Source organism: Sphingomonas sp. AOB5 (assembly GCF_029433115.1).
Taxonomy (GTDB): domain Bacteria; phylum Pseudomonadota; class Alphaproteobacteria; order Sphingomonadales; family Sphingomonadaceae; genus Sphingomonas.
Window position 1 is genome coordinate 151,239 of record NZ_JARNTV010000002.1, and the last position, 18,205, is coordinate 169,443.

18 protein-coding genes are annotated in these 18,205 nt (G+C 65.7%); 6 read left to right on the top strand and 12 right to left on the bottom strand.

All coding sequences use genetic code 11. The features are described 5' to 3' along the window. The first annotated feature begins 239 nt into the window (after window positions 1-239). Window positions 240-464: a hypothetical protein gene (locus P1X14_RS01835; protein WP_277313594.1), complete on the top strand. Its 225-nt coding sequence runs from the start codon at window positions 240-242 to the stop codon at window positions 462-464. Here the strand turns inward: P1X14_RS01835 and P1X14_RS01840 are convergent. Both P1X14_RS01840 and P1X14_RS01845 read right to left on the bottom strand, forming a co-directional pair. Beyond that, entirely contained in the window at window positions 397-1,218 is an 822-nt protein-coding gene (locus tag P1X14_RS01840) for a phosphatidylcholine/phosphatidylserine synthase (RefSeq protein WP_277313595.1), read from the bottom strand. The genes P1X14_RS01835 and P1X14_RS01840 overlap by 68 nt on opposite strands. Beyond that, window positions 1,218-1,952, bottom strand: a complete 735-nt coding sequence (locus P1X14_RS01845; protein WP_277313596.1) for a phosphatidylserine decarboxylase — start codon at window positions 1,950-1,952, stop codon at window positions 1,218-1,220. The genes P1X14_RS01840 and P1X14_RS01845 overlap by 1 nt, the downstream gene beginning before the upstream one ends. A gap of 46 nt (window positions 1,953-1,998) precedes the next feature. Between P1X14_RS01845 and aac(6') the strand changes: the two genes are divergently transcribed. Then, entirely contained in the window at window positions 1,999-2,430 is a 432-nt protein-coding gene (gene aac(6'), locus P1X14_RS01850) for an aminoglycoside 6'-N-acetyltransferase (protein ID WP_277313597.1), read from the top strand. Window positions 2,431-2,672: 242 nt separating this feature from the next. After that, a complete protein-coding gene (locus P1X14_RS01855; protein ID WP_277313598.1) occupies window positions 2,673-3,893 on the top strand; it encodes an NADP-dependent isocitrate dehydrogenase in 1,221 nt (406 codons plus the stop codon). A gap of 85 nt (window positions 3,894-3,978) precedes the next feature. Here the strand turns inward: P1X14_RS01855 and P1X14_RS01860 are convergent, their stop codons facing one another. The 3 genes from P1X14_RS01860 to P1X14_RS01870 are packed head-to-tail and all read right to left on the bottom strand — an operon-like array spanning window position 3,979 to window position 7,734. Beyond that, entirely contained in the window at window positions 3,979-5,433 is a 1,455-nt protein-coding gene (locus tag P1X14_RS01860; RefSeq protein WP_277313599.1) for a PH domain-containing protein, read from the bottom strand. Further along, the gene (locus P1X14_RS01865; protein ID WP_277313600.1) at window positions 5,430-5,921 is read right to left on the bottom strand and encodes a PH domain-containing protein; all 492 of its coding nucleotides are present in this window, start codon (window positions 5,919-5,921) and stop codon (window positions 5,430-5,432) included. The genes P1X14_RS01860 and P1X14_RS01865 overlap by 4 nt, the downstream gene beginning before the upstream one ends. Window positions 5,922-5,928: 7 nt before the next feature. Continuing rightward, window positions 5,929-7,734 carry an alpha/beta hydrolase gene (locus tag P1X14_RS01870; protein WP_277313601.1) on the bottom strand — a complete coding sequence of 602 codons (1,806 nt, stop codon included), beginning with the start codon at window positions 7,732-7,734 and terminating at the stop codon, window positions 5,929-5,931. 289 nt (window positions 7,735-8,023) lie between these two features. Between P1X14_RS01870 and P1X14_RS01875 the strand changes: the two genes are divergently transcribed. Continuing rightward, window positions 8,024-8,581 (top strand): hypothetical protein, encoded by a 558-nt coding sequence (locus tag P1X14_RS01875; protein ID WP_277313602.1) that lies wholly within the window; start codon window positions 8,024-8,026, stop codon window positions 8,579-8,581. Between the two features lie 43 nt (window positions 8,582-8,624). Here the strand turns inward: P1X14_RS01875 and P1X14_RS01880 are convergent, their stop codons facing one another. From P1X14_RS01880 to hisI, 4 genes are all read right to left on the bottom strand, one after another. Continuing rightward, window positions 8,625-10,427 (bottom strand): acyl-CoA dehydrogenase C-terminal domain-containing protein, encoded by a 1,803-nt coding sequence (locus P1X14_RS01880; protein ID WP_277313603.1) that lies wholly within the window; start codon window positions 10,425-10,427, stop codon window positions 8,625-8,627. A gap of 19 nt (window positions 10,428-10,446) precedes the next feature. Then, window positions 10,447-10,863 (bottom strand): MerR family DNA-binding transcriptional regulator, encoded by a 417-nt coding sequence (locus P1X14_RS01885; RefSeq protein WP_277313604.1) that lies wholly within the window; start codon window positions 10,861-10,863, stop codon window positions 10,447-10,449. A 70-nt stretch (window positions 10,864-10,933) separates the two neighbouring features. Next, window positions 10,934-11,431 (bottom strand): hypothetical protein, encoded by a 498-nt coding sequence (locus tag P1X14_RS01890; protein WP_277313605.1) that lies wholly within the window; start codon window positions 11,429-11,431, stop codon window positions 10,934-10,936. Continuing rightward, a complete protein-coding gene (gene hisI / locus P1X14_RS01895) occupies window positions 11,428-11,781 on the bottom strand; it encodes a phosphoribosyl-AMP cyclohydrolase (RefSeq protein ID WP_277313606.1) in 354 nt (117 codons plus the stop codon). The genes P1X14_RS01890 and hisI overlap by 4 nt, the downstream gene beginning before the upstream one ends. A gap of 118 nt (window positions 11,782-11,899) precedes the next feature. Between hisI and purF the strand changes: the two genes are divergently transcribed. Further along, entirely contained in the window at window positions 11,900-13,360 is a 1,461-nt protein-coding gene (gene purF, locus P1X14_RS01900; RefSeq protein ID WP_277313607.1) for an amidophosphoribosyltransferase, read from the top strand. 14 nt (window positions 13,361-13,374) lie between these two features. Continuing rightward, on the top strand, window positions 13,375-14,082 hold the full coding sequence (locus P1X14_RS01905) for an SDR family NAD(P)-dependent oxidoreductase (RefSeq protein ID WP_277313608.1): 708 nt from the start codon (window positions 13,375-13,377) through the stop codon (window positions 14,080-14,082). A 162-nt stretch (window positions 14,083-14,244) separates the two neighbouring features. On the opposite strand, the gene P1X14_RS01910 is transcribed toward P1X14_RS01905, so the two are convergent. The 3 genes from P1X14_RS01910 to P1X14_RS01920 are packed head-to-tail and all read right to left on the bottom strand — an operon-like array spanning window position 14,245 to window position 18,068. Further along, window positions 14,245-15,429, bottom strand: a complete 1,185-nt coding sequence (locus P1X14_RS01910; protein ID WP_277313609.1) for a serine hydrolase — start codon at window positions 15,427-15,429, stop codon at window positions 14,245-14,247. Beyond that, window positions 15,429-16,661: a cyclopropane-fatty-acyl-phospholipid synthase family protein gene (locus tag P1X14_RS01915; protein WP_277313610.1), complete on the bottom strand. Its 1,233-nt coding sequence runs from the start codon at window positions 16,659-16,661 to the stop codon at window positions 15,429-15,431. Before P1X14_RS01915 ends, P1X14_RS01910 begins: the two co-directional genes overlap by 1 nt. A gap of 51 nt (window positions 16,662-16,712) precedes the next feature. Next, entirely contained in the window at window positions 16,713-18,068 is a 1,356-nt protein-coding gene (locus P1X14_RS01920) for a deoxyribodipyrimidine photo-lyase (protein WP_277313611.1), read from the bottom strand. Window positions 18,069-18,205: the final 137 nt, after the last annotated feature.

Genomic DNA, 18,205 nt, shown 5'->3' on the forward strand with positions numbered 1-18,205 from the left:
AGGGCGCGCCGTTACAGGCAAGCGCTCCCGAATGCAAGTCAGTTGGTACGAGTCCGGCGCTTCTTCAAGGCCGCGCAGGGAACCCCATGAGTCGCGATCCGTTCCTGCCTTGCTTCAATGGCTTAGCGGAAAAGTGGAACAAACCACGATCAATCGCTTGACGCGTTGAACATTAATGGAACATAAAGAGTTCAAGAGGCGGACGCGGGAACGTTCGGCTCCGGGACGGAGATGAGAACATGGTCGCAATTCTGGGAACGCTCTTCTTCACCGCGGTGCTGGGCATCGCGATCTGGTCGATCGTCGAAACCGTCCGCCCGCGCATGGGGCGCATCGTTTTCCTGCTTCAGTACGGCCCGGTGATCGGCACCCCGCTTCCGCCGGTCAATCCGCGGGTCACGGTTCGCGGGCGGAACGTTCCGCTGCGGATGCAGGTCCCCGCCCGGCTTCGCGCAGCCGCCTGACCCGGCGATAGGCCCGGATACTGAAGGGGATCGTCGCCAGATAGAGCAAGGCGATCCCGGTCAGCGACTGCCAGGGCGCGGAGACGATCGCCGCGACCAGCACCACCAGCACCGCGATCGCTTCGAACCGGATGCGCTGGCGCAGCTTGAGCGATGCGCCCGACCAGGTGGCGACGCTGGAAATCATCAGGATCGCCGAAAATGCGGTCCATGGCCCGACCAGCCAGGGCGAGCGGAATTCCTCCAGTCCGGTCGACAGCCACAGATAGAGCGGCACCATCGCGATCACCGCGCCTGCCGGCGCCGGAACGCCGGTGAGAAAGCCCGCGGATTTATGCGGCTGCACCGTCTGGTCGATCTGCGCATTGAACCGCGCCAGCCGCAGCGCGCAAAACAGCGCATAGACCAGGGCGATCAGCCAGCCGACGCGCGAGACGTCGTGCAGCGACCACATGAACAGGATCAGCGCCGGCGCCACCCCGAACGAGATCGCGTCGGACAGGCTGTCCAACTCGGCGCCGAACCGGCTCTCGCCATGCACCAGCCGCGCGATGCGCCCGTCGATGCCGTCGAGTATGCCCGCGATCAACACCATCAGGACCGCGATTTCCCACTTCCCGTCCATCGCGAAACGGATGCCGCTCAGGCCCGAGCAGAGCGCAAGCGCGGTGACGGCGTTGGGCAGGATGGTACGCAGCGGGATGCCCCGCTGTACCCGGGGGCCACGCGGCACGCGAAGGCGCGGCGGGCGCATTACTGGCTGACGCCGGTGACGTCCTGCCCGCCCTTGCGAGCCAGCACCGTTTCGCCCGCCACCGCGCGCTGGCCCAGCGCGACGTTCACCGCATAGCCTTCGGGCACGAACACATCGACGCGGCTGCCGAAGCGGATCAGGCCGATCCGCTGCCCGGCCACCACCATGTCGCCCGACTTGGTAAAGGCCATGATGCGCCGCGCGATCAGGCCCGCAATCTGGGTGAAGCCGACGCGCACGCCGTTCTTGTCCTCCACCACGAAATATTGCCGCTCATTCTCTTCGCTCGCCTTGTCGAGGTCGGCGTTGAGGAACTTGCCGGAGACATAGATGACATGGCGCACCGTGCCGGTGATCGGGGTGCGGTTGATGTGCACGTCGAACACCGACATGAACACCGACACGCGCACCATCGGCTTGTCGCCCAGCGCGTTCGGCCCGGCCAGCTCGCGCGGCAGATTAACCCGCTCGATCATCGTGATCAGCCCGTCGGCAGGCGAGACGATCAACCCCTCCCCCTGCGGCGTGACGCGCACCGGATCACGGAAGAAGGCGGCGACGAACAGCGCCAGACCCAGCAGCGGCCATGTGATGAAATCGAACCACCACAGGCTGCTCGCAGCGAAGACGAGCGCAATCGCGACGAACTTGCGCCCCTCGGGATGCACTGTGGGGAAACGCCATTTGACGCTGGGCGTTTCGGGCGACTGTTTCGGTGGGATCGATGCTGCCATCCCCAGCCCTCTAGCCCGCCCGCCCGCGCTTTCCTAGACTTGGCCGATGGATATCCTTCCTGCGACCCCTGCCGACCTCGATCACTGGACCGCAATGCGCGAAGCCCTGTGGCCCGACGAGGATGGCTTGCGCGGGGGCGCCGAGGCAATGCTGGCCAATCCCGACATGCTCGCGCTGATCGTCCATGCGGACGGCAAACCCGTTGCCTTCGCCGAAGCCGCGCTGCGCCGCGACTACGTCAATGGCTGCGACACCTCGCCGGTCGCGTTCCTCGAGGGCATCTATGTGGAACCGGAACATCGCCGCTCCGGCGTGGCACAGGCGCTGGCCAATGCCGCGGCCGAATGGGGCCGCGCAAAAGGCTGCACCGAATTCGCGTCGGACATCCTCGCCGACAACCACGAAAGCCACGTCTTCCACACCGCCATCGGCTTCGAGGAAACCGAGCGTGTGATCTACTTCAGGCGGGTGCTATAGCCGCTCAATCCTCCCCCGCCAGGGGGAGGTGGCGCCGAAGGCGACGGAGGGGGAGGACTCCCAAACCGCCGTTCTGGAATCCTCCCCCTCCGTCAGGCTGAGCCTGACACCTCCCCCTAGCGGGGGAGGATCAGGGGCCCGCCAATCCCCCGCATGAGCAAAACCCGTGCACCGGACGCTTGATCCCCTTCCCCCTTGCTCCTAGGGACACCGCCAAACCTCCCAATCAGGAAAGCGAGCATATGGCGAAGATCAAGGTGGTGACGCCGGTCGTGGAGATCGACGGCGACGAAATGACGCGGATCATCTGGCAGTGGATCCGTGAGCGTCTGATCCTCCCCTATCTCGATATCGACCTGAAATATTACGATCTCTCGGTCGAGAAGCGCGACGAGACCAACGATCAGATCACGATCGATTCGGCCAAGGCGATCCAGCAGTACGGCGTCGGCGTGAAGTGTGCCACGATCACCCCGGACGAGCAGCGCGTCGAGGAATTCAGCCTCAAGCAGATGTGGAAGTCGCCCAACGGCACGATCCGCAACATCCTGGGCGGCGTCGTGTTCCGCGAACCGATCGTGATCAAGAACGTGCCTCGCCTGGTTCCGGGCTGGACCGATCCGATCGTCGTCGGCCGTCACGCCTTCGGCGACCAGTATCGCGCCACCGATTTCCTCGTCCCCGGCCCCGGCAAGCTCCGCATGGTGTGGGACGGCGAGAATGGCGAGAAGATCGAGAAGGAAGTGTTCGACTTCCCGGCCGCCGGCGTCGCCATGGGCATGTACAATCTGGATCAGTCGATCCGCGATTTCGCCCGCGCCAGCATGAACTATGCGCTCGACCGCAAGTGGCCGCTGTATCTCTCGACCAAGAACACCATCCTCAAGGCCTATGACGGCCGCTTCAAGGACCTGTTCCAGGAGATTTTCGACGCCGAGTTCGCCGTCAAGTTCAAGGAAGCCGGCATCGTCTACGAACACCGCCTGATCGACGACATGGTCGCATCGGCGCTCAAGTGGAGCGGCAAGTTCGTCTGGGCCTGCAAGAACTATGACGGCGACGTCCAGTCGGACACCGTCGCACAGGGCTTCGGCTCGCTCGGCCTGATGACCTCGGTCCTCATGTCGCCGGACGGCAAGACGATCGAAGCGGAAGCGGCGCACGGCACCGTCACCCGCCACTATCGCCAGCACCAGCAGGGCAAGTCGACCTCGACCAATCCGATTGCGTCGATCTTCGCCTGGACCCAGGGCCTGTCGTTCCGCGGCAAGTTCGACAACACGCCGGACGTCACCAAGTTCGCCGAAACGCTCGAGCGCGTCTGCATCGAGACCGTCGAGGCTGGCCACATGACCAAGGATCTGGCGCTGCTGATCGGCCCGGATCAGGCGTGGATGACCACCGAGCAGTTCTTCGAACAGATCCGCGTCAACCTCGAAGCCGAAATGGCCAAGTGGGCCTGATCTTGATCCGACGATCCTGAAACGAAGACGCCGCGGTAGCCCAACAGGCCACCGCGGCGTTTTCTTTTCCCTCGGTGCGGGTGAGTTACCCCGCCGCCCGCGTCCCCAGATCCCGCGCCAGCTCGATCGCATCCGCGGCCAGCACATCCTCGACATCCGGCCGCGCACGTCCCTTGGCGCCCGCCGTATCGACTTCCACCGAAGCGATTCCCAGCATCCGCTGCACGATCCCCTGCCGGATCGTCACCACCTGTACGCTGTCATAGGGCACCACCCATTCGCGCCGCCGCAGCACGCCGCGCATCACCTGCAGGCTCGTGCCGCGCAGGGCATAGCGATGGAAGCGCCGCAGCAGCAGCGACACGCCGATGATGAACGGCACCAGGATCATCCCCAGCCACGCCCATCGCGTGAAGAACGCCCCGGCCACGATCACCGCGACGATGAACGGCAAAGCCTTCTCGACGAACGAGCGGGCGACATGGCCGGCTGCGACCGGCTTCATGCCCGGCCGCTCGAACCGCGGCATGCCCGCGGCCGCCACGATCGCCTCGATCTCCTCCGCCCTGGCGAACGGCGCCATTTCCTGCCGCCCGCCCGCATCGTTGCTGCCGCCCAGCGACTGGAACTGCAGCGAGGCATAGCCCAGTGCATTGGTGATCGGCCGCCGCTCGATCAGCGCCAGCTGGATGCGCCGGATCGCAATCGCCACCTCGCTGCGCGTCAGCAACCCGCGCACCCGCCGGAACCGCCCCTCGCCTTGCGTCAGCCGGAACCCGAACTCGCGCAGCACCGTGCCCAACAGTCCGCTGACAAAGCCCAGCACCAGCAACAGCCCGATGATACCGAGCACCAGCGCAATGCCGAACCGCGCGCTCGCCTCATGCCCCGCAACGTCGAGCCATTCGAACAGCTGGTCGCGGTCGAACGGCAGGAAATCGTCGAAGAACTGGAACGCGCCGAACAGTGCCGCCATCCACAGCAGCGAGAAGTTGAACGCGCCGAACAGCAGGATACGCCCGAACGACATCGCGAACAGCGCAGTCTCGGGCGTCGCTTCCGCAACCTCGGCGACGCTGCCCGTCGCGATCCGCGTCCCGCTACGCAGCGTCTCGCGCAGCCGCTTCGCTTCGGCCAGCCCGACGCCGTTCAGCGATCCTTCGTCGGCCACGCCGCCACCGGTCTCGATCTTGACGATCACCAGTCCCAGCAGCCGGGCGAGCAATCCCTGTTCGATCGAAACGTCCTGGATCCGCTCCAGCGGGATCGCGCGACGGCTGCGGCTCAGCAGGCCCTGCTCGATCACCAGCGCGTCGCCGTCGATCCGATAGGTGAAGTTGCGCCACTTGAGCAGCGCGATCAGACCCGAGATCGCCAATATGCCGCCGGCCGCAACCACCAGCCACGGCGACTCGCGCAGTGCCACGCCGATCGCGACGATGCCGCCCGCGAACTGCGGCAGCCCCTTGATCCAGCCGATGAACAGCGACGCGGGATGCAGGCGCCGCGGTTCGTCCAGATAGTCGAGCCCGTCGCTCACGCCTCGACGCCACCGATCTGGCCGCGGATCGCGTCGCGGATCTCCTCCGCGGTCTCGCGTGTCACGCCGGGCAGGCTGACCACGCTGTTCTCCGTCCCCGCCGTGTGAAGTCCCAGCGTCGCCACGCCGAACATCCGCTCGAACAGTCCCTGGCTCACATCGATATGCTGCACGCGCCCGACCGGCACGATGGTATGATAATGCACCAGCCAGCCATGCGAGACGTGCAGCTCGCGCCCGGTAAAGGCATAGCCCCAGCGCCGCCAGCGCCGCCCGGCGCTCAGCAGCAGGTACAGCCCGATCGCGGCCACCACCGCCCCCGGCGCCCACAGCGGCACGCCAAGCGCCTCCAGTTCGCGCGGAAAGGCGATGAACGGCACGACCGCCGCAGGCACCATCAGGATCGCGGTGAAGATCAGCACCCGCAGGCGCATCACATGGAGTTGTCCGCGTTCGAGCGGTTCGAGGGGGATGACGGGAAGCGGCATGGCCCGACTATGCCGCGCCGCAACCGTTTCTCAAGCGAAACTGCGCATCGCCGTCGCCAAGCAGCCGCGCGATCAGCTCGGGCTTCTGGAAATGCACCAGCCGCCCGCCGTCCGGCACGATCACCACCGAACATCCCGGCCACGCCGCCTGCAGCCGCGGCAGCGAATCCGCCGCGCTGTACAGCGGGTCCTGCGCACCGCACACGATGGTGATCATCCGCCCATCGCCGATTGCCGGAACCGAAGCGAACGGCTCGGTCGTCGCCACTGCCCGGAACCCCGCACCGCCCTGCAACGCGCTATGCTGGCTCGCCCGGACATAGGCCGCGCATATCTCGGGATCGCGCAGCACCGCCAGATCGGCTTCACTCGCTTCCAGCGATCGCGTCACCAGCCGCTCGACGATCGCAGCCGAAGCATTGCGGCTCAGATAACTCGCCAGCCGCCCGGTCAGCCAGGGCTGGCCATAGACCAGCCCCTTGATCGCACCGAGCAGCCCACCGCGCTTGCGGTCCGCATCCGGCGGCGGCTCGGGATTGACCACCACCGCACGCTCGATCCGCTCGCTCCATCGCTCGGCGAACCGCGCCAGCACCATCGTTCCGCCCCGGGCAAGGATACACGCCCGCTCCAGCCCCAGCGTATCGAGGATATCCGCCAGATCCTGCGCCGATTCCGCCAGATAGTCGCCGCTCACCATCCCCGACAGGCCAAAGCCCGGCCGGTCCAACGCAATCGGCCGCAGTCCGCCCGCCTGCAGCGTGCGAATGAACGAAGCCGGATTGTGCCGGCTGGTCGTCGCGGTGTGCAGGATCAGCACCGGCATCGCATCGCGCGGGCCATGGTCGACCACCGCGATCCGGCCCGCCCGGCCGATCCGCGGGATCAGCCGCAGCGGCTCCACGGCCCCCGCGGGCACGGTCTCCATGCTGGTCGCGCTCACCATCCGGCTCAGGATGCTGACCTCGCTGATCCGGATTGCCAGCGCGGCCACCGTCGCCACCTGCATCGCAGTGAACACCGATTTCAGTTCGGCCTTGATCACATGCTCGGAAGCTCCGATCGCTTCGGCCGCTTCGTCCCGGCTGCTGCCCTGCGCGACGAGCAGCGCAATTTCCGCCTGCCGCGCACTGATCCCGAACAATTCGCCCAGCACCGGCAACAGCGCCTCGCGCTCTGCCGGTTCGCCCGATTGCAGGGTCACGCACAGGCCGATCAGTGCACCCTGCCGATGCACGCCGGCCTTGCGCATCGCCGCCTTGGTCGCGGCCCGCGCTGTTTCATACGTCACGCCGCCCTGCTTCGCGGCAACACGCAAATCGCCGGACCGCATCAGCCCGCCCACGATCCGAGCCTCCAGCCCGGTGAGCCCCAGCGCCTGCGCAAACGCACTACGCGCCGGATCGATCGCGGCCAGCGGCGTACAGATGATCACCGGATACAGTCCCGGGCCAGTCCGCAGCTTCAGCGCTTCTGCCAGCGGCCACGCCCCTGCGCTCGCCGGCGAAGCGACCGCCGCGGCAACGGTCCGCCCATCCGGCGCGCAAAGCAGCGACACGCGTCCGCCCCGCATCGGCGGCAGGCGGTCGAGTTGCGCGCCCTCCCCGGCCATCGCCCATTGCGTGAAGCGTTCGTCGGCAAGGCGAATGACGCCATCGGCATCGCACAGCGCCGACGCGAACCCGGCGGCGTTGAGAAATGCGGTCCCGTCGCCCGAGGCATGGACCGCCATACCCACCGTCTCGACAAGATCGCCGGGCAATCCGGCATCGGCAGCCGTCGGCACGGTCGAGAGGGACATCGCCCCGCTCACGATCCGCGCAACCACCGCATCCGCCCCTCCATCACGAGCCCGCCACCAGCACATAGCAAGGCGCCCAAACCGTCAACTCCGCTGCCGGAGAGGGCCTTTTCGCCGCCCAAACGCGACTTTGCTACTCATTTTGGGGAAATATTGCTGCAAATCCATGCAGCCTTAGCGTCCGGTTAACCCTGTCTGGGTCAGGCCGTCGGGAACAACGAGAGAGACACGCCGCTAGTCCGGTGACGCTCGGGGGAGCTTCATCACCGGATTAAAGGTCGCCAGACGGGGGCGGCCGGAGATGGCCTTCGGCACCATGCGCGCCGAAGGCCATTTTCGTTATGGCAGCCGGGCAGCCCGCAATATTGATTTCGCGCTCGATCGGAGCGATTGCTCGCGGATGTTCTTCAGCAGGGAATTTATCACAGCTGTCGCAGCTTCGGATATCTGCGAAACCTATTACGCCCTTTGCGACGATTATCCGTCGCGTTTGGATACCCCGAAAGCCTCGCTGGCCAAGAAGGCCGTGCTCGAGGCCGCCGGGGCGGAATCGCTTCCTCTCGAAAAGCTGAGCGGCCCGGGAACGGTCTTTCGCCTCTCCTCGATGCCGCCAGAGACGGGCCTGAACGTCATCGTTCAGAGCCATGGATCTGTCGAGACCGACTTCAGCGTGACTTTCGCGGGAGCGGAGGAACGGGGCACCTTCGCCTTGCTCTGCCACAGCGCGCTTGGCGTCGCCGGGAAACCGGTGCGCAATCCGCCTTATCCTCGCCCGACCTGCCTGTCCGCGGACGAACTCGTTCAGGTGATGAAGCGGCTGGAGGCATTAGTCCATCGGCTCGACAAGCTGACGGGCTGAACCTTCCCGGCTCGCACCGGGAAGGCATCGGTCGATCCCGATATTACGCCGCCCGGAACATCTCCGGGTCCAGCGCCATCAGCGAGTCCGAGCCAGCCTCGATCTTCCGGCGCAGCGCGCCCGCGTCGGGCATGATCCGCTCGGCATAGAAGCGTGCCGTCACCAGCTTGGCCTCGTAGAACTTCGCGTCCTCGGCGCCCTCGGCCAGCGCATCCACCGCGGCCTTCGCCATGCGCAGCCACATCAGGCCCAGCGCAACGATGCCGGTCAGCTGCATGTACGGATAGGCTGCCGCACCCGCGTCGTTGGGATTCTTGAAGCCGTTGGTGGCGATCCACATCGTCGCGGCCTGCATCTGGCCCAGCGCCTTTTCCAGCGCCTCGGCGAAATCCTTCAGCTTCGCGTCGGTCTTCGCCGCGGCCACTTCCTCGGTCACCACCTTGAACAGGGTCTGCACCGCGCGGCCGCCGTTCATCGCCAGCTTGCGGCCGACCAGATCCATCGCCTGCACGCCGTTGGTGCCTTCGTAGATCATCGAGATGCGGGCATCGCGCACATATTGCTCCATGCCCCATTCGGCGATGTAGCCATGGCCGCCATAGACCTGCTGCGCGTCGGTCGCGACCTTGTAGCCGATATCGGTGCCCACGCCCTTGATCACCGGGGTCAGCAGCCCGACCAGATCGGCGGCCAGCTGGCGCTCTTCCTCGGTCTCGGCGGCGTGTTCCAGATCGACCTGCAGCGCGCTCCACAGGCACAGCGCGCGCATGCCTTCCACCTGCGCCTTGGCCTCCATCAGCATGCGGCGCACGTCGGGATGGACGAACAGCGTGTCGGCCTTCTCGTTCGGCTCGGCCGCACCGGTCAGCGCGCGGCCCTGACGGCGGTCCTCAGCATATTGCACGGCGTTCTGGTAAGCGGTCTCGCCCACGGCGACGCCCTGCAGGCCGACGCCCAGCCGCGCCGCGTTCATCATGATGAACATCGCGGCCAGGCCCTTCATCTCCTCGCCGACCAGCCAGCCGGTCGCCCCGTCATAGTTCATGACGCAGGTCGAATTGGCGTGGATGCCCATCTTGTGCTCGATCGATCCGCAGGTCACCGCGTTGCGCTCACCCGGCGAACCGTCCTCATTCACGATGAACTTGGGCACCACGAACAGACTGATGCCCTTGCTGCTCTCCGGCGCACCCGGGGTCTTGGCCAGCACCAGATGGATGATGTTGCTGGTCAGGTCATGCTCGCCCGACGAGATGAAGATCTTGGTGCCGGTGATCGCATAGCTGCCGTCCGCCTGCGGCTCGGCGCGGGTGCGGATCAGGCCCAGATCGGTGCCGCACTGCGGCTCGGTCAGGTTCATGGTGCCGCCCCACTCGCCCGATATCATCTTGGGCAGATATTTGGCCTGCTGCTCGGGCGAACCCTTGACCAGCAGCGACGACACGGCCCCCAGCGTCAGCCCCTGATACATGGCGAACGCCATGTTCGAGCTGATCAGATATTCCTCGAACGCAGTCGCGATCACATGTGGCAGGCCCTGTCCGCCAAATTCCTCCGGCATCGCCAGCGTGGTCCAGCCGGCTTCGGTGAACGCCTTGTACGCTTCCTTGAAGCCTTTGGGCGTGGTCACGCTGCCATCCTCGTGGCGGGTGCAGCCTTCCTGGTCGCCGCTCAGGTTCAGCGGAAACAGCACTTCGGAAACGAACTTGCCGCCCTCTTCCAGAACCGCGCTCACCACATCGGGCGTGGCGTTCTGGAAACCCGGCAGGCTCGCATAGCGGTCCAGCCCGATCACGCGATCGAGGATGAAGCGCGTGTCGCGCACGGGCGGGGTGTACTGGGGCATTTCAGGCTTCCTCTTGGGGTCAGTCGCCGCTTTTGAGCAGGTCGACGAATTGGTTGAGTTCTTCGATATGCGCGTCGATGTCGCGCTTCTGGTTCTCGAGCAGGTTGATCCGGTCGAGGCAGCGCTCCAGCGTCACCTGCCGCTGCACCCGCCGGCCGTCGCCGACATCGTACAGATCGATCATTTCCCGGATTTCTCCCAGCGAGAAGCCGACGCGCTTGCCGCGCAGGATCCAGGCCAGCCGGGCGCGGTCGCGATGGGAATAGATACGTGCGGTGCCGCGGCGCTCGGGCCCGATCAGCCCCTCGTCCTCGTAAAAGCGCAGCGCGCGTGCGGTGACCCCGAACTCGGCGCAAAGGTCCGAGATCGAGAAATGGTCGCGGTCGGTCCGCGGCTCAATCGGCGCAAGCGCCTCGACGGGAAAAGCGGCACCCATGGCCGCTTTCTTACTTTCCCTTTACGTGAACGTCAACCGAGCAGTGCGGCCCGCTTCTAGGCAATGTTCGTCACTTTCCGCACAGCGCCCGCCCCCGCGAATCCCGCATCGCCGCCGCTTCGGCCTCCGACTCGCTGATCCGCGTCACTTCGAGGCCGGCATAGGAAGCACGCTTGGCGCAAAGCTTTGAGCAGGCATCGGGCACGTTGCCGGGGAAGACGATCTTGTCCCCATCGAACCGCGCGTCGAAGCCGCACTTCTCCTCGCCTTCACCCATCTCGACGCGAAGCACTTCGCCGACGCGGCTGACCGTTCCCGATCCCGAACAGGTGATCCTGTCGCCATAATCGACGAACGCGCCGATCCGGTATCCGTTACCGTTGGGCACGATGCAGATCCGGTCGGTATCGCGGGCGTACAGCCCGGCAATCTCGGTATCCTTGGGATCGCGCACCAGCCCGCGCTCGATCGCCGCGGTCTCAAGATCCTGCGGCTGCGCGGCATTCTGCACCACCGGCTCGCCAGTGCATCCCGCCAGCAACAGAAGAAGCGCGAAGGCCGCCCTCATATCCGGACCAGCTTCCCGCCCTCGACCGCGCGGTAAAAGCAGCTCGGCGCGCCGGTATGGCATGCCGGCCCCTGCGGATCGACGATCAGCCAGATCGCGTCCTGATCGCAATCCACCCGCACATCGCGAACCTTCAGGATGTGGCCCGAAGTCTCGCCCTTCTTCCACAACCGCCCACGGCTGCGCGACCAGAAGGTCGCCTCCCCGCTCTCCAGCGTCGCGGCCAGCGCATCGGCATTCATATGCGCGACCATCAGCACCGAATCGCCATGCGTGGCGACTGCGGTCACCAGCCCGTTGGCATCATATTTCGGATCGAGCACCAGCCCGGTTTCGCGTTCATCTGTCACGCTTTCCCTCCTAGCGGGGCGCGGTCCGCCACGCGAATAAAGTTTTTGTGACAGACGGGCGACAAATCCGAACCCAGCCTATATAGGGCGGCAACTGTAACCGAACCCACAGGGTACGATGCTTACCACAAACCCGTACGATGACGACAAGCTCCGCGAGGAGTGCGGTATCTTCGGCGTATCCGGTGCGGAGGGCGCAGCTGCGCTCGTGGCACTGGGCCTCCACGCGCTGCAGCACCGCGGGCAGGAAGCCGCCGGCATCACCAGCTTCGATGGCCGCCATTTCCACACCCATCGCGCGATGGGCCATGTCGCCGGCAATTTCGACCGCGACGATGTGATGCGCCCGCTTCAGGGCACCGTCGCCTGCGGCCATGTCCGCTATTCGACCACAGGCGAGACATCGCTGCGCAACGTCCAGCCGCTCTATGCAGAGCTGGCGACGGGCGGCTTCGCCATCGCGCATAACGGCAATATCTCGAACGCCGCCCGGGTCCGCCGCGATCTGGTGCGCAGCGGTTCGATCTTCCAGTCGACCTCGGATACCGAGGTGATCATCCACCTCGTCGCCACCTCGCAATATCGCACGCTGATCGACCGGTTCATCGATGCGCTGAAGCAGGTCGAGGGCGCCTATTCGCTGATCGTGATGACGCCGGAAGGCATGATCGCCTGCCGCGACCCGCTGGGAATCCGTCCGCTGGTGATGGGCAAGCTGGGCGATTCGATCATCTTCGCGTCGGAAACCGTCGCGCTCGACGTGGTCGGCGCGGAATATGTCCGCGACGTCAATCCGGGCGAGCTGGTGATCGTTAAGGGCAAGGACATCCAGTCGCACAGCCCCTTCACTCCGCAGGCCGCGCGCCCCTGCATCTTCGAATATGTCTATTTCTCGCGCCCGGATTCGATCTCGGCGGGCAGCTCGGTCTATTCGGTCCGCAAGGCGATCGGCGCGCAGCTCGCGATCGAGACGCCGGTCGAGGCCGACCTGGTCGTCCCGGTCCCCGATTCGGGCGTCCCCGCCGCGATCGGCTATGCCCAGCAATCGGGCATTCCGTTCGAGCTGGGCATCATTCGCTCGCACTATGTCGGCCGCACCTTCATTCAGCCAAGCGCCGAAGTCCGCCACCTGGGCGTGAAGCTGAAGCATAACGCGAACAAGGAACTGATCGCGGGCAAGCGCATCGTGCTGATCGACGATTCGATCGTGCGCGGCACCACCAGCCTGAAGATCGTGCAGATGATGCGCGATGCCGGCGCCAAGGAGGTGCATATGCGCATCGCTTCGCCGCCGACCCGCCACAGCTGCTTCTACGGCGTCGATACGCCCGAGCGCGAAAAGCTGCTCGCTGCCAAGATGGATCTGGTCGGCATGACCGGCCATATCCATGCCGACAGCCTCGCCTTCATCTCGATCGACGGCCTGTACAAGGCGCTGGGCGAAGCCGGTCGTGCCGATGCCAATCCCGGCTATTGCGATGCCTGTTTCACCGGCCAGTATCCCACGCCGCTGACCGATCAGGACGAGCTGGCCCCGCCGCTCGACCAGTTCGCGCTGCTCGAAGAGCGCGTCTCCTAGATTTCCGGAATCCCATGACCAAGCCACTTTCCGATCAGATCGCGCTCGTCACCGGCGCAAGCCGCGGCATCGGCGCCGCCACCGCCAAGGCGCTCGCCGCCGCGGGCGCGCACGTCATCCTCACTGCGCGCACCGCCGGCGGTCTCGAGGAAGTCGAGGAAGCGATCCATGCCGCAGGCGGCTCGGCCACCATCGCCCCGCTCGACCTGACCGAGAATGACAGCATCGCGCGCCTGGCCAGCGCGATCGGCGGCCGCTGGCCCAATCTCGACATCATGGTGCTCAACGCCGCGATGCTCGGCACGCTCAGTGCAGTTCCAGCGATCGACGGCAAGGATTTCGCCAAGCTGCTGACGCTCAACGTCAGCGCACAGGCCGCCCTGCTCGCCGCCTTCGATCCGATGCTGCGTCAGGCAAAGGCCGCGAAGGTGATCGGCGTGACTTCCAGCGTCGGCCGCAACCCGCGTGCCTATTGGGGCATGTACGGCGCGTCTAAGGCCGCGTTCGAGAATTTGCTGCTCACCTATGGCGAAGAGCTTCGCAACCTGAGCGCATTGCGCGTCGCGATCCTCGATCCCGGCGCCACCCGCACGGTAATGCGCGCGCGCGCCTTCCCGGGCGAGGACCCGGCGACGGTCAAGGCACCCGAAGTGGTGGCCGAGCGCATCGCCGCCCTCGCCGCCTCGGGCTTCGAGGCGGGCCATTTCGAGCGGGTAGACTAAGGTCGTGAAAAATCCTCCCCCGGAGGGGGAGGTGGCAGCCGAAGGCTGACGGAGGGGTATTATCCGCGAGCGATATCGCCCGTTGAGACTACCCCTCCACCGCTTCGCGGTCCCCCTCCCCCTCCGGGGGAGGATTGTAGATGTCGATTTGCCCCGGGCGGCCTACTTCGCCGCCGCGTCGAACAACATGTTGAGAAACTCGGTCCGCGCGCGGCCATAGGCCTGATCGGTCGCCTTGGGCGCCGCCGCCGACACAACGATCACCGTCCGCGTCTTCGGATCCACCCGGATCGTCTGGCCGAAGATCCCCTGCGCGCCATAGCGGCCCTGCGGATAGGTCCACCACTGATAGCCATAGCCGTAACCGGGCACGCCGATTTCGGCATGCGCACGCGTGGAGTCGGCGATCCAGTTGGCGGGCAGAATGCCCTTCCCGCCCTCCAGCGCGAACTGCCCCATCCGCGCATAATCGCGCAGGCTCACCGACAGGCAACAGCCGCTGACTTCATGCCCCGACGGATCGACCATCCAGAAGGCATCCTGCTCCATGCCGTATGGCTTCCACACCTTCTCGCTCAGATAGGTCGCCAGCGGCACCTTCGTCGCGCGCATCACCAGCACGCCGATCAAATTGGTCTCGCCGGTCTTGTAGACCCATTTCGTGCCCGGCGCGGATTCGCGCGGCAGGGTCTTCATGAAGAACACGGTCGGGTCCTGCCCCGCCGGCACCGGCTGGAGGAACATCCGCGCCACGTCGGAATTCGGATCGGTATAATCCTCGTTCCACTTCACGCCCGATGTCATCGTGAGCAGCTGCGCGATGGTCACCCCGTCATAGCCGCTGCCCGCCAGCTCCGGGATATACTTGGTCACCGGCTCGTCGACCGACTTGATATAGCCGTCCTTGATCGCCGCCCCGACCAGCGCCGAAGTGAACGATTTGGCGACCGAGAAGCTGGTCCAGCGCCCCTCCGGTCCATAGCCGCGGGCGTAACGCTCCAGCCGAACCTTGCCGTCCTGAAGCACGATCAGCCCGCCGACATTCTGGCCGGCGACAAAGGCATCGACTGCGGCCGCATCGATCGGCAGCGGCTTGCCCGCCGGAAGCGCGCGGACCCGCGATCCCCGCTTCACGACATTGCCGGGGAACAGCCGCTCCATATGCGGGAAGTTCGCGTCGCGCTGCGCCTGGGTCCAGAACAGGATCTCCGCACCCACCTTGCGCAGCCCGGCCGTGTCGTCGGCCTTGAGCGAAACCTGGGTCGAGGGAACCGCGGCCATCTCCGCCGCCTTGTCCGCGCACCCGGCAAGCGCAAGTGCGCCCGCCAGCAACCATGCCTTGCGCATCACCTCTCCTTTATCAGCGTCACCTGCGCCACATCGATCCCGCCGCCGCGGAACCCGCCTTCGCAATACATCAGATAATAGCGCCACAAGTCGATGAACTTCTGGTCGAACTGCGCAGGCAAGCGACCCGTCGCCGCCGCCGCATCGAAATTCTCGCGCCACTGCTTCAGCGTCTCGGCATAATCGATCCCGAAGCAATGCCGGTCGTGCCACGACAGCCCGTTCCGCTCGGCAATGGCGCGGAACTCGCTCTCGCGGATCAGCATGCCGCCGGGGAAGATATAGGTCTGGATGAAATCGACATTGGCCGCATAGGCTTCGAACAGCGCATCGTCGAAGGTGATATACTGGATCGCCGCGCGGCCGCCGTGCTTCAGCACCCGCGCGATGGTGGCAAGATAGTCCGGCCAATATTCGCGGCCCACCGCCTCGACCATCTCGATGCTCGCCACCGCATCATAGGTGCCGGTAACGTCGCGATAATCCGTCAGCGCGAAGTCCACGCCGTCCAGCCCTGCATTCGCGATCCGCGCTTCGGCCCAGGCCTTCTGCTCGATCGAAAGTGTGAGGCCATGCAGCCTGCGCCCGCTCCGCCCGGCAGCTTCGGCAAACGACCCCCAGCCACAGCCGATCTCGAGAATCGTCTCGCCCGGCTTGGTGCCGGTCCGCTCGAGGATCGCATCCAGCTTGACCGTCTGCGCATCCTCAAGGCTCTCGGCGCCACGGAAGATCGCGCTCGAATAGGTCATCCCCGGATCGAGCCATTCGCGGTAGAAGTCGTTGCCCAGATCATAGTGGAAATGGATGTTACGCTTCGATCCGCTGCGGTCGTTGCGATGCAGCCGGTGGCGCAACCGCTTGATCAGCAGCGACAGGCCCGACGCCCGCGCCGGACCGGAAAGCTCCGCGCGGTTGCGGCTGAAGATCGCGAAAACCTGAACCGGGTCGGGGCTGGTCCATTCGCCATGGACCCATGCCTCGTACCACCCGCTCGATCCGCCGCTCGCCAGCCGCAGCAGCGCGCGCCAGCTCCGCAGCTCGACGATCGCCAGCGGACCCTCTTCATGACCGCCGAACACCCGCAACTGCCCATCGGGAAGGGTCGCCTGCAGGCTGCCAAAGGCAATCCCGCGGTCCATTCTGTCGAGCATGCGGCGAAAGACCGGAGCGAACCAGTCCAGCACGCTCCTCCCCCGAGCGGCGCTGCCCCTTTTCCCCATCGGCGCGTTCATGGTGTGCCCTTCATGCACCCTTCGGCGCGGGTAGCAAGCCCCATATGGGGGTCAGCGGATCGCGGCGCCCGCGGCCAGCGCCCGCTCGCGCGCTTCGCGATGGCCGATGATCTTCGCCGGATAGCTTTGCGGGCGCATTCCGGCGGCTTCGGGATCGTGGATCGCGGCGTCGGGAACATCGGCCAGCTCGGGCACCCATTCGCGGATATAACCGCCCGCGTCGAACTTCTCGGACTGGACCAGCGGCGCCATGATCCGACCCCACATGTTCGAATCGACTCCGGTCCCCGCCACCCATTGCCAGTTGACGCTGTTGTTGCCGTAATCGGCATCGACCAGCGTATCCCAGAACCAGCGCTCGCCCGCGCGCCAGTCGATCAGCAAATGCTTCACCAGGAAACTGGCAGCGATCATCCGCACGCGGTTATGCATCCATCCCGTCGCCCAGAGTTGGCGCATCCCGGCATCGACGATGGGATAGCCGGTGCGGCCCTGCTGCCACGCCTTCAGATCATGCGCGCTGTTGCGCCACGCGAGCGCATCGAACGCAGGCCGCCCGTTGCGATAGCCATAGCGCGGCATCGCCAGCGTCAGGCTGGCGGCAAAGTCGCGCCATGCCATCTCCTTGCGGAACTTGTCCGCATTCCGCGCACGGTCGAGCTTGTGCCAGACGGTCGCGGGCGAGATCTCGCCGAAATGCAGATGCGGCGAGAGGCGCGAGGTGGCCTCGATATTCGGAAAGTCCCGGCGCGCTTCGTAATCGACCACCTCGTCGACGAAATCATCCGCCTTGCGCAGCGCGTCCGCTTCACCCGGCGCCCAGTCCACGGCAAAGCTCTTCGCCCAATCGGGCTTGGCCGGCAGCAGGTCCCAGTCCGCCAACTTCTCGCTTTCCGGCCATGTATCCGGCGCGGGAATGTTCCGCGGCACCGGCAGATCGTCCGGCGGTGGCATCCGCTCGTTCAGCGCGCGCCAGAAGGCCGAATAGACCTTGTACTGCCCGCCCGACCCGGTGGTGATGTCGCGAAGCGGCGCGAGGTGATTGCCGTCATGCAGGTGCAGCCGGTCGCCAAGCGCCGCCTCGGCCTTCACCCACCACGGCTCGTAATGACGGATCGCGTGGATTTCCGAAGCGCCGGTCTCGGTGGCCAGCTTCTCCAACTCGGCCACCACCTCGCCCCGCTTCAGGATCAAGCGCGACCCCTTGGCCTCCAGCGCCGCCGCAAGGCTAGCCAGCGAATGATGCAACCACCAACGCTGCGCCCCGCCCATCCGCCAACGGCCCGGAGCCTCATCGTCCAGCACATAGACCGGGATCACCGCACCCATATGGGCAGCGGCGATCAGCGCAGGCTGGTCATGCAGGCGAAGGTCCTGGCGGAGCCAGAGCAGGACAGATCCGGTCATCGGCGTGCCAACGGCCGGATTGCCTTTAGGCTCCCGCTCACTCCGCCCGAGGCTGCTTGTCCACCAACCAGGTTTGTCCCTTGGCGACGAGCTTTTGGAGGTCGGGCGTCTTGCCGTCGCTTGCGGCCTTGTTCTGC

Bases quoted from the DNA above. Each gene is read 5' to 3' on its own strand.
- P1X14_RS01835 (WP_277313594.1), top strand. From the start codon at position 240: ATGGTCGCAATTCTGGGAACGCTCTTCTTCACCGCGGTGCTGGGCATC.
- P1X14_RS01840 (WP_277313595.1), bottom strand. From the start codon at position 1,218: ATGCGCCCGCCGCGCCTTCGCGTGCCGCGTGGCCCCCGGGTACAGCGG.
- P1X14_RS01845 (WP_277313596.1), bottom strand. From the start codon at position 1,952: ATGGCAGCATCGATCCCACCGAAACAGTCGCCCGAAACGCCCAGCGTC.
- P1X14_RS01855 (WP_277313598.1), top strand. From the start codon at position 2,673: ATGGCGAAGATCAAGGTGGTGACGCCGGTCGTGGAGATCGACGGCGAC.
- P1X14_RS01865 (WP_277313600.1), bottom strand. From the start codon at position 5,921: ATGCCGCTTCCCGTCATCCCCCTCGAACCGCTCGAACGCGGACAACTC.
- P1X14_RS01875 (WP_277313602.1), top strand. From the start codon at position 8,024: ATGGCCTTCGGCACCATGCGCGCCGAAGGCCATTTTCGTTATGGCAGC.
- P1X14_RS01880 (WP_277313603.1), bottom strand. From the start codon at position 10,427: ATGCCCCAGTACACCCCGCCCGTGCGCGACACGCGCTTCATCCTCGAT.
- P1X14_RS01885 (WP_277313604.1), bottom strand. From the start codon at position 10,863: ATGGGTGCCGCTTTTCCCGTCGAGGCGCTTGCGCCGATTGAGCCGCGG.
- P1X14_RS01890 (WP_277313605.1), bottom strand. From the start codon at position 11,431: ATGAGGGCGGCCTTCGCGCTTCTTCTGTTGCTGGCGGGATGCACTGGC.
- purF (WP_277313607.1), top strand. From the start codon at position 11,900: ATGCTTACCACAAACCCGTACGATGACGACAAGCTCCGCGAGGAGTGC.
- P1X14_RS01905 (WP_277313608.1), top strand. From the start codon at position 13,375: ATGACCAAGCCACTTTCCGATCAGATCGCGCTCGTCACCGGCGCAAGC.
- P1X14_RS01910 (WP_277313609.1), bottom strand. From the start codon at position 15,429: ATGCGCAAGGCATGGTTGCTGGCGGGCGCACTTGCGCTTGCCGGGTGC.
- P1X14_RS01915 (WP_277313610.1), bottom strand. From the start codon at position 16,661: ATGAACGCGCCGATGGGGAAAAGGGGCAGCGCCGCTCGGGGGAGGAGC.
- P1X14_RS01920 (WP_277313611.1), bottom strand. From the start codon at position 18,068: ATGACCGGATCTGTCCTGCTCTGGCTCCGCCAGGACCTTCGCCTGCAT.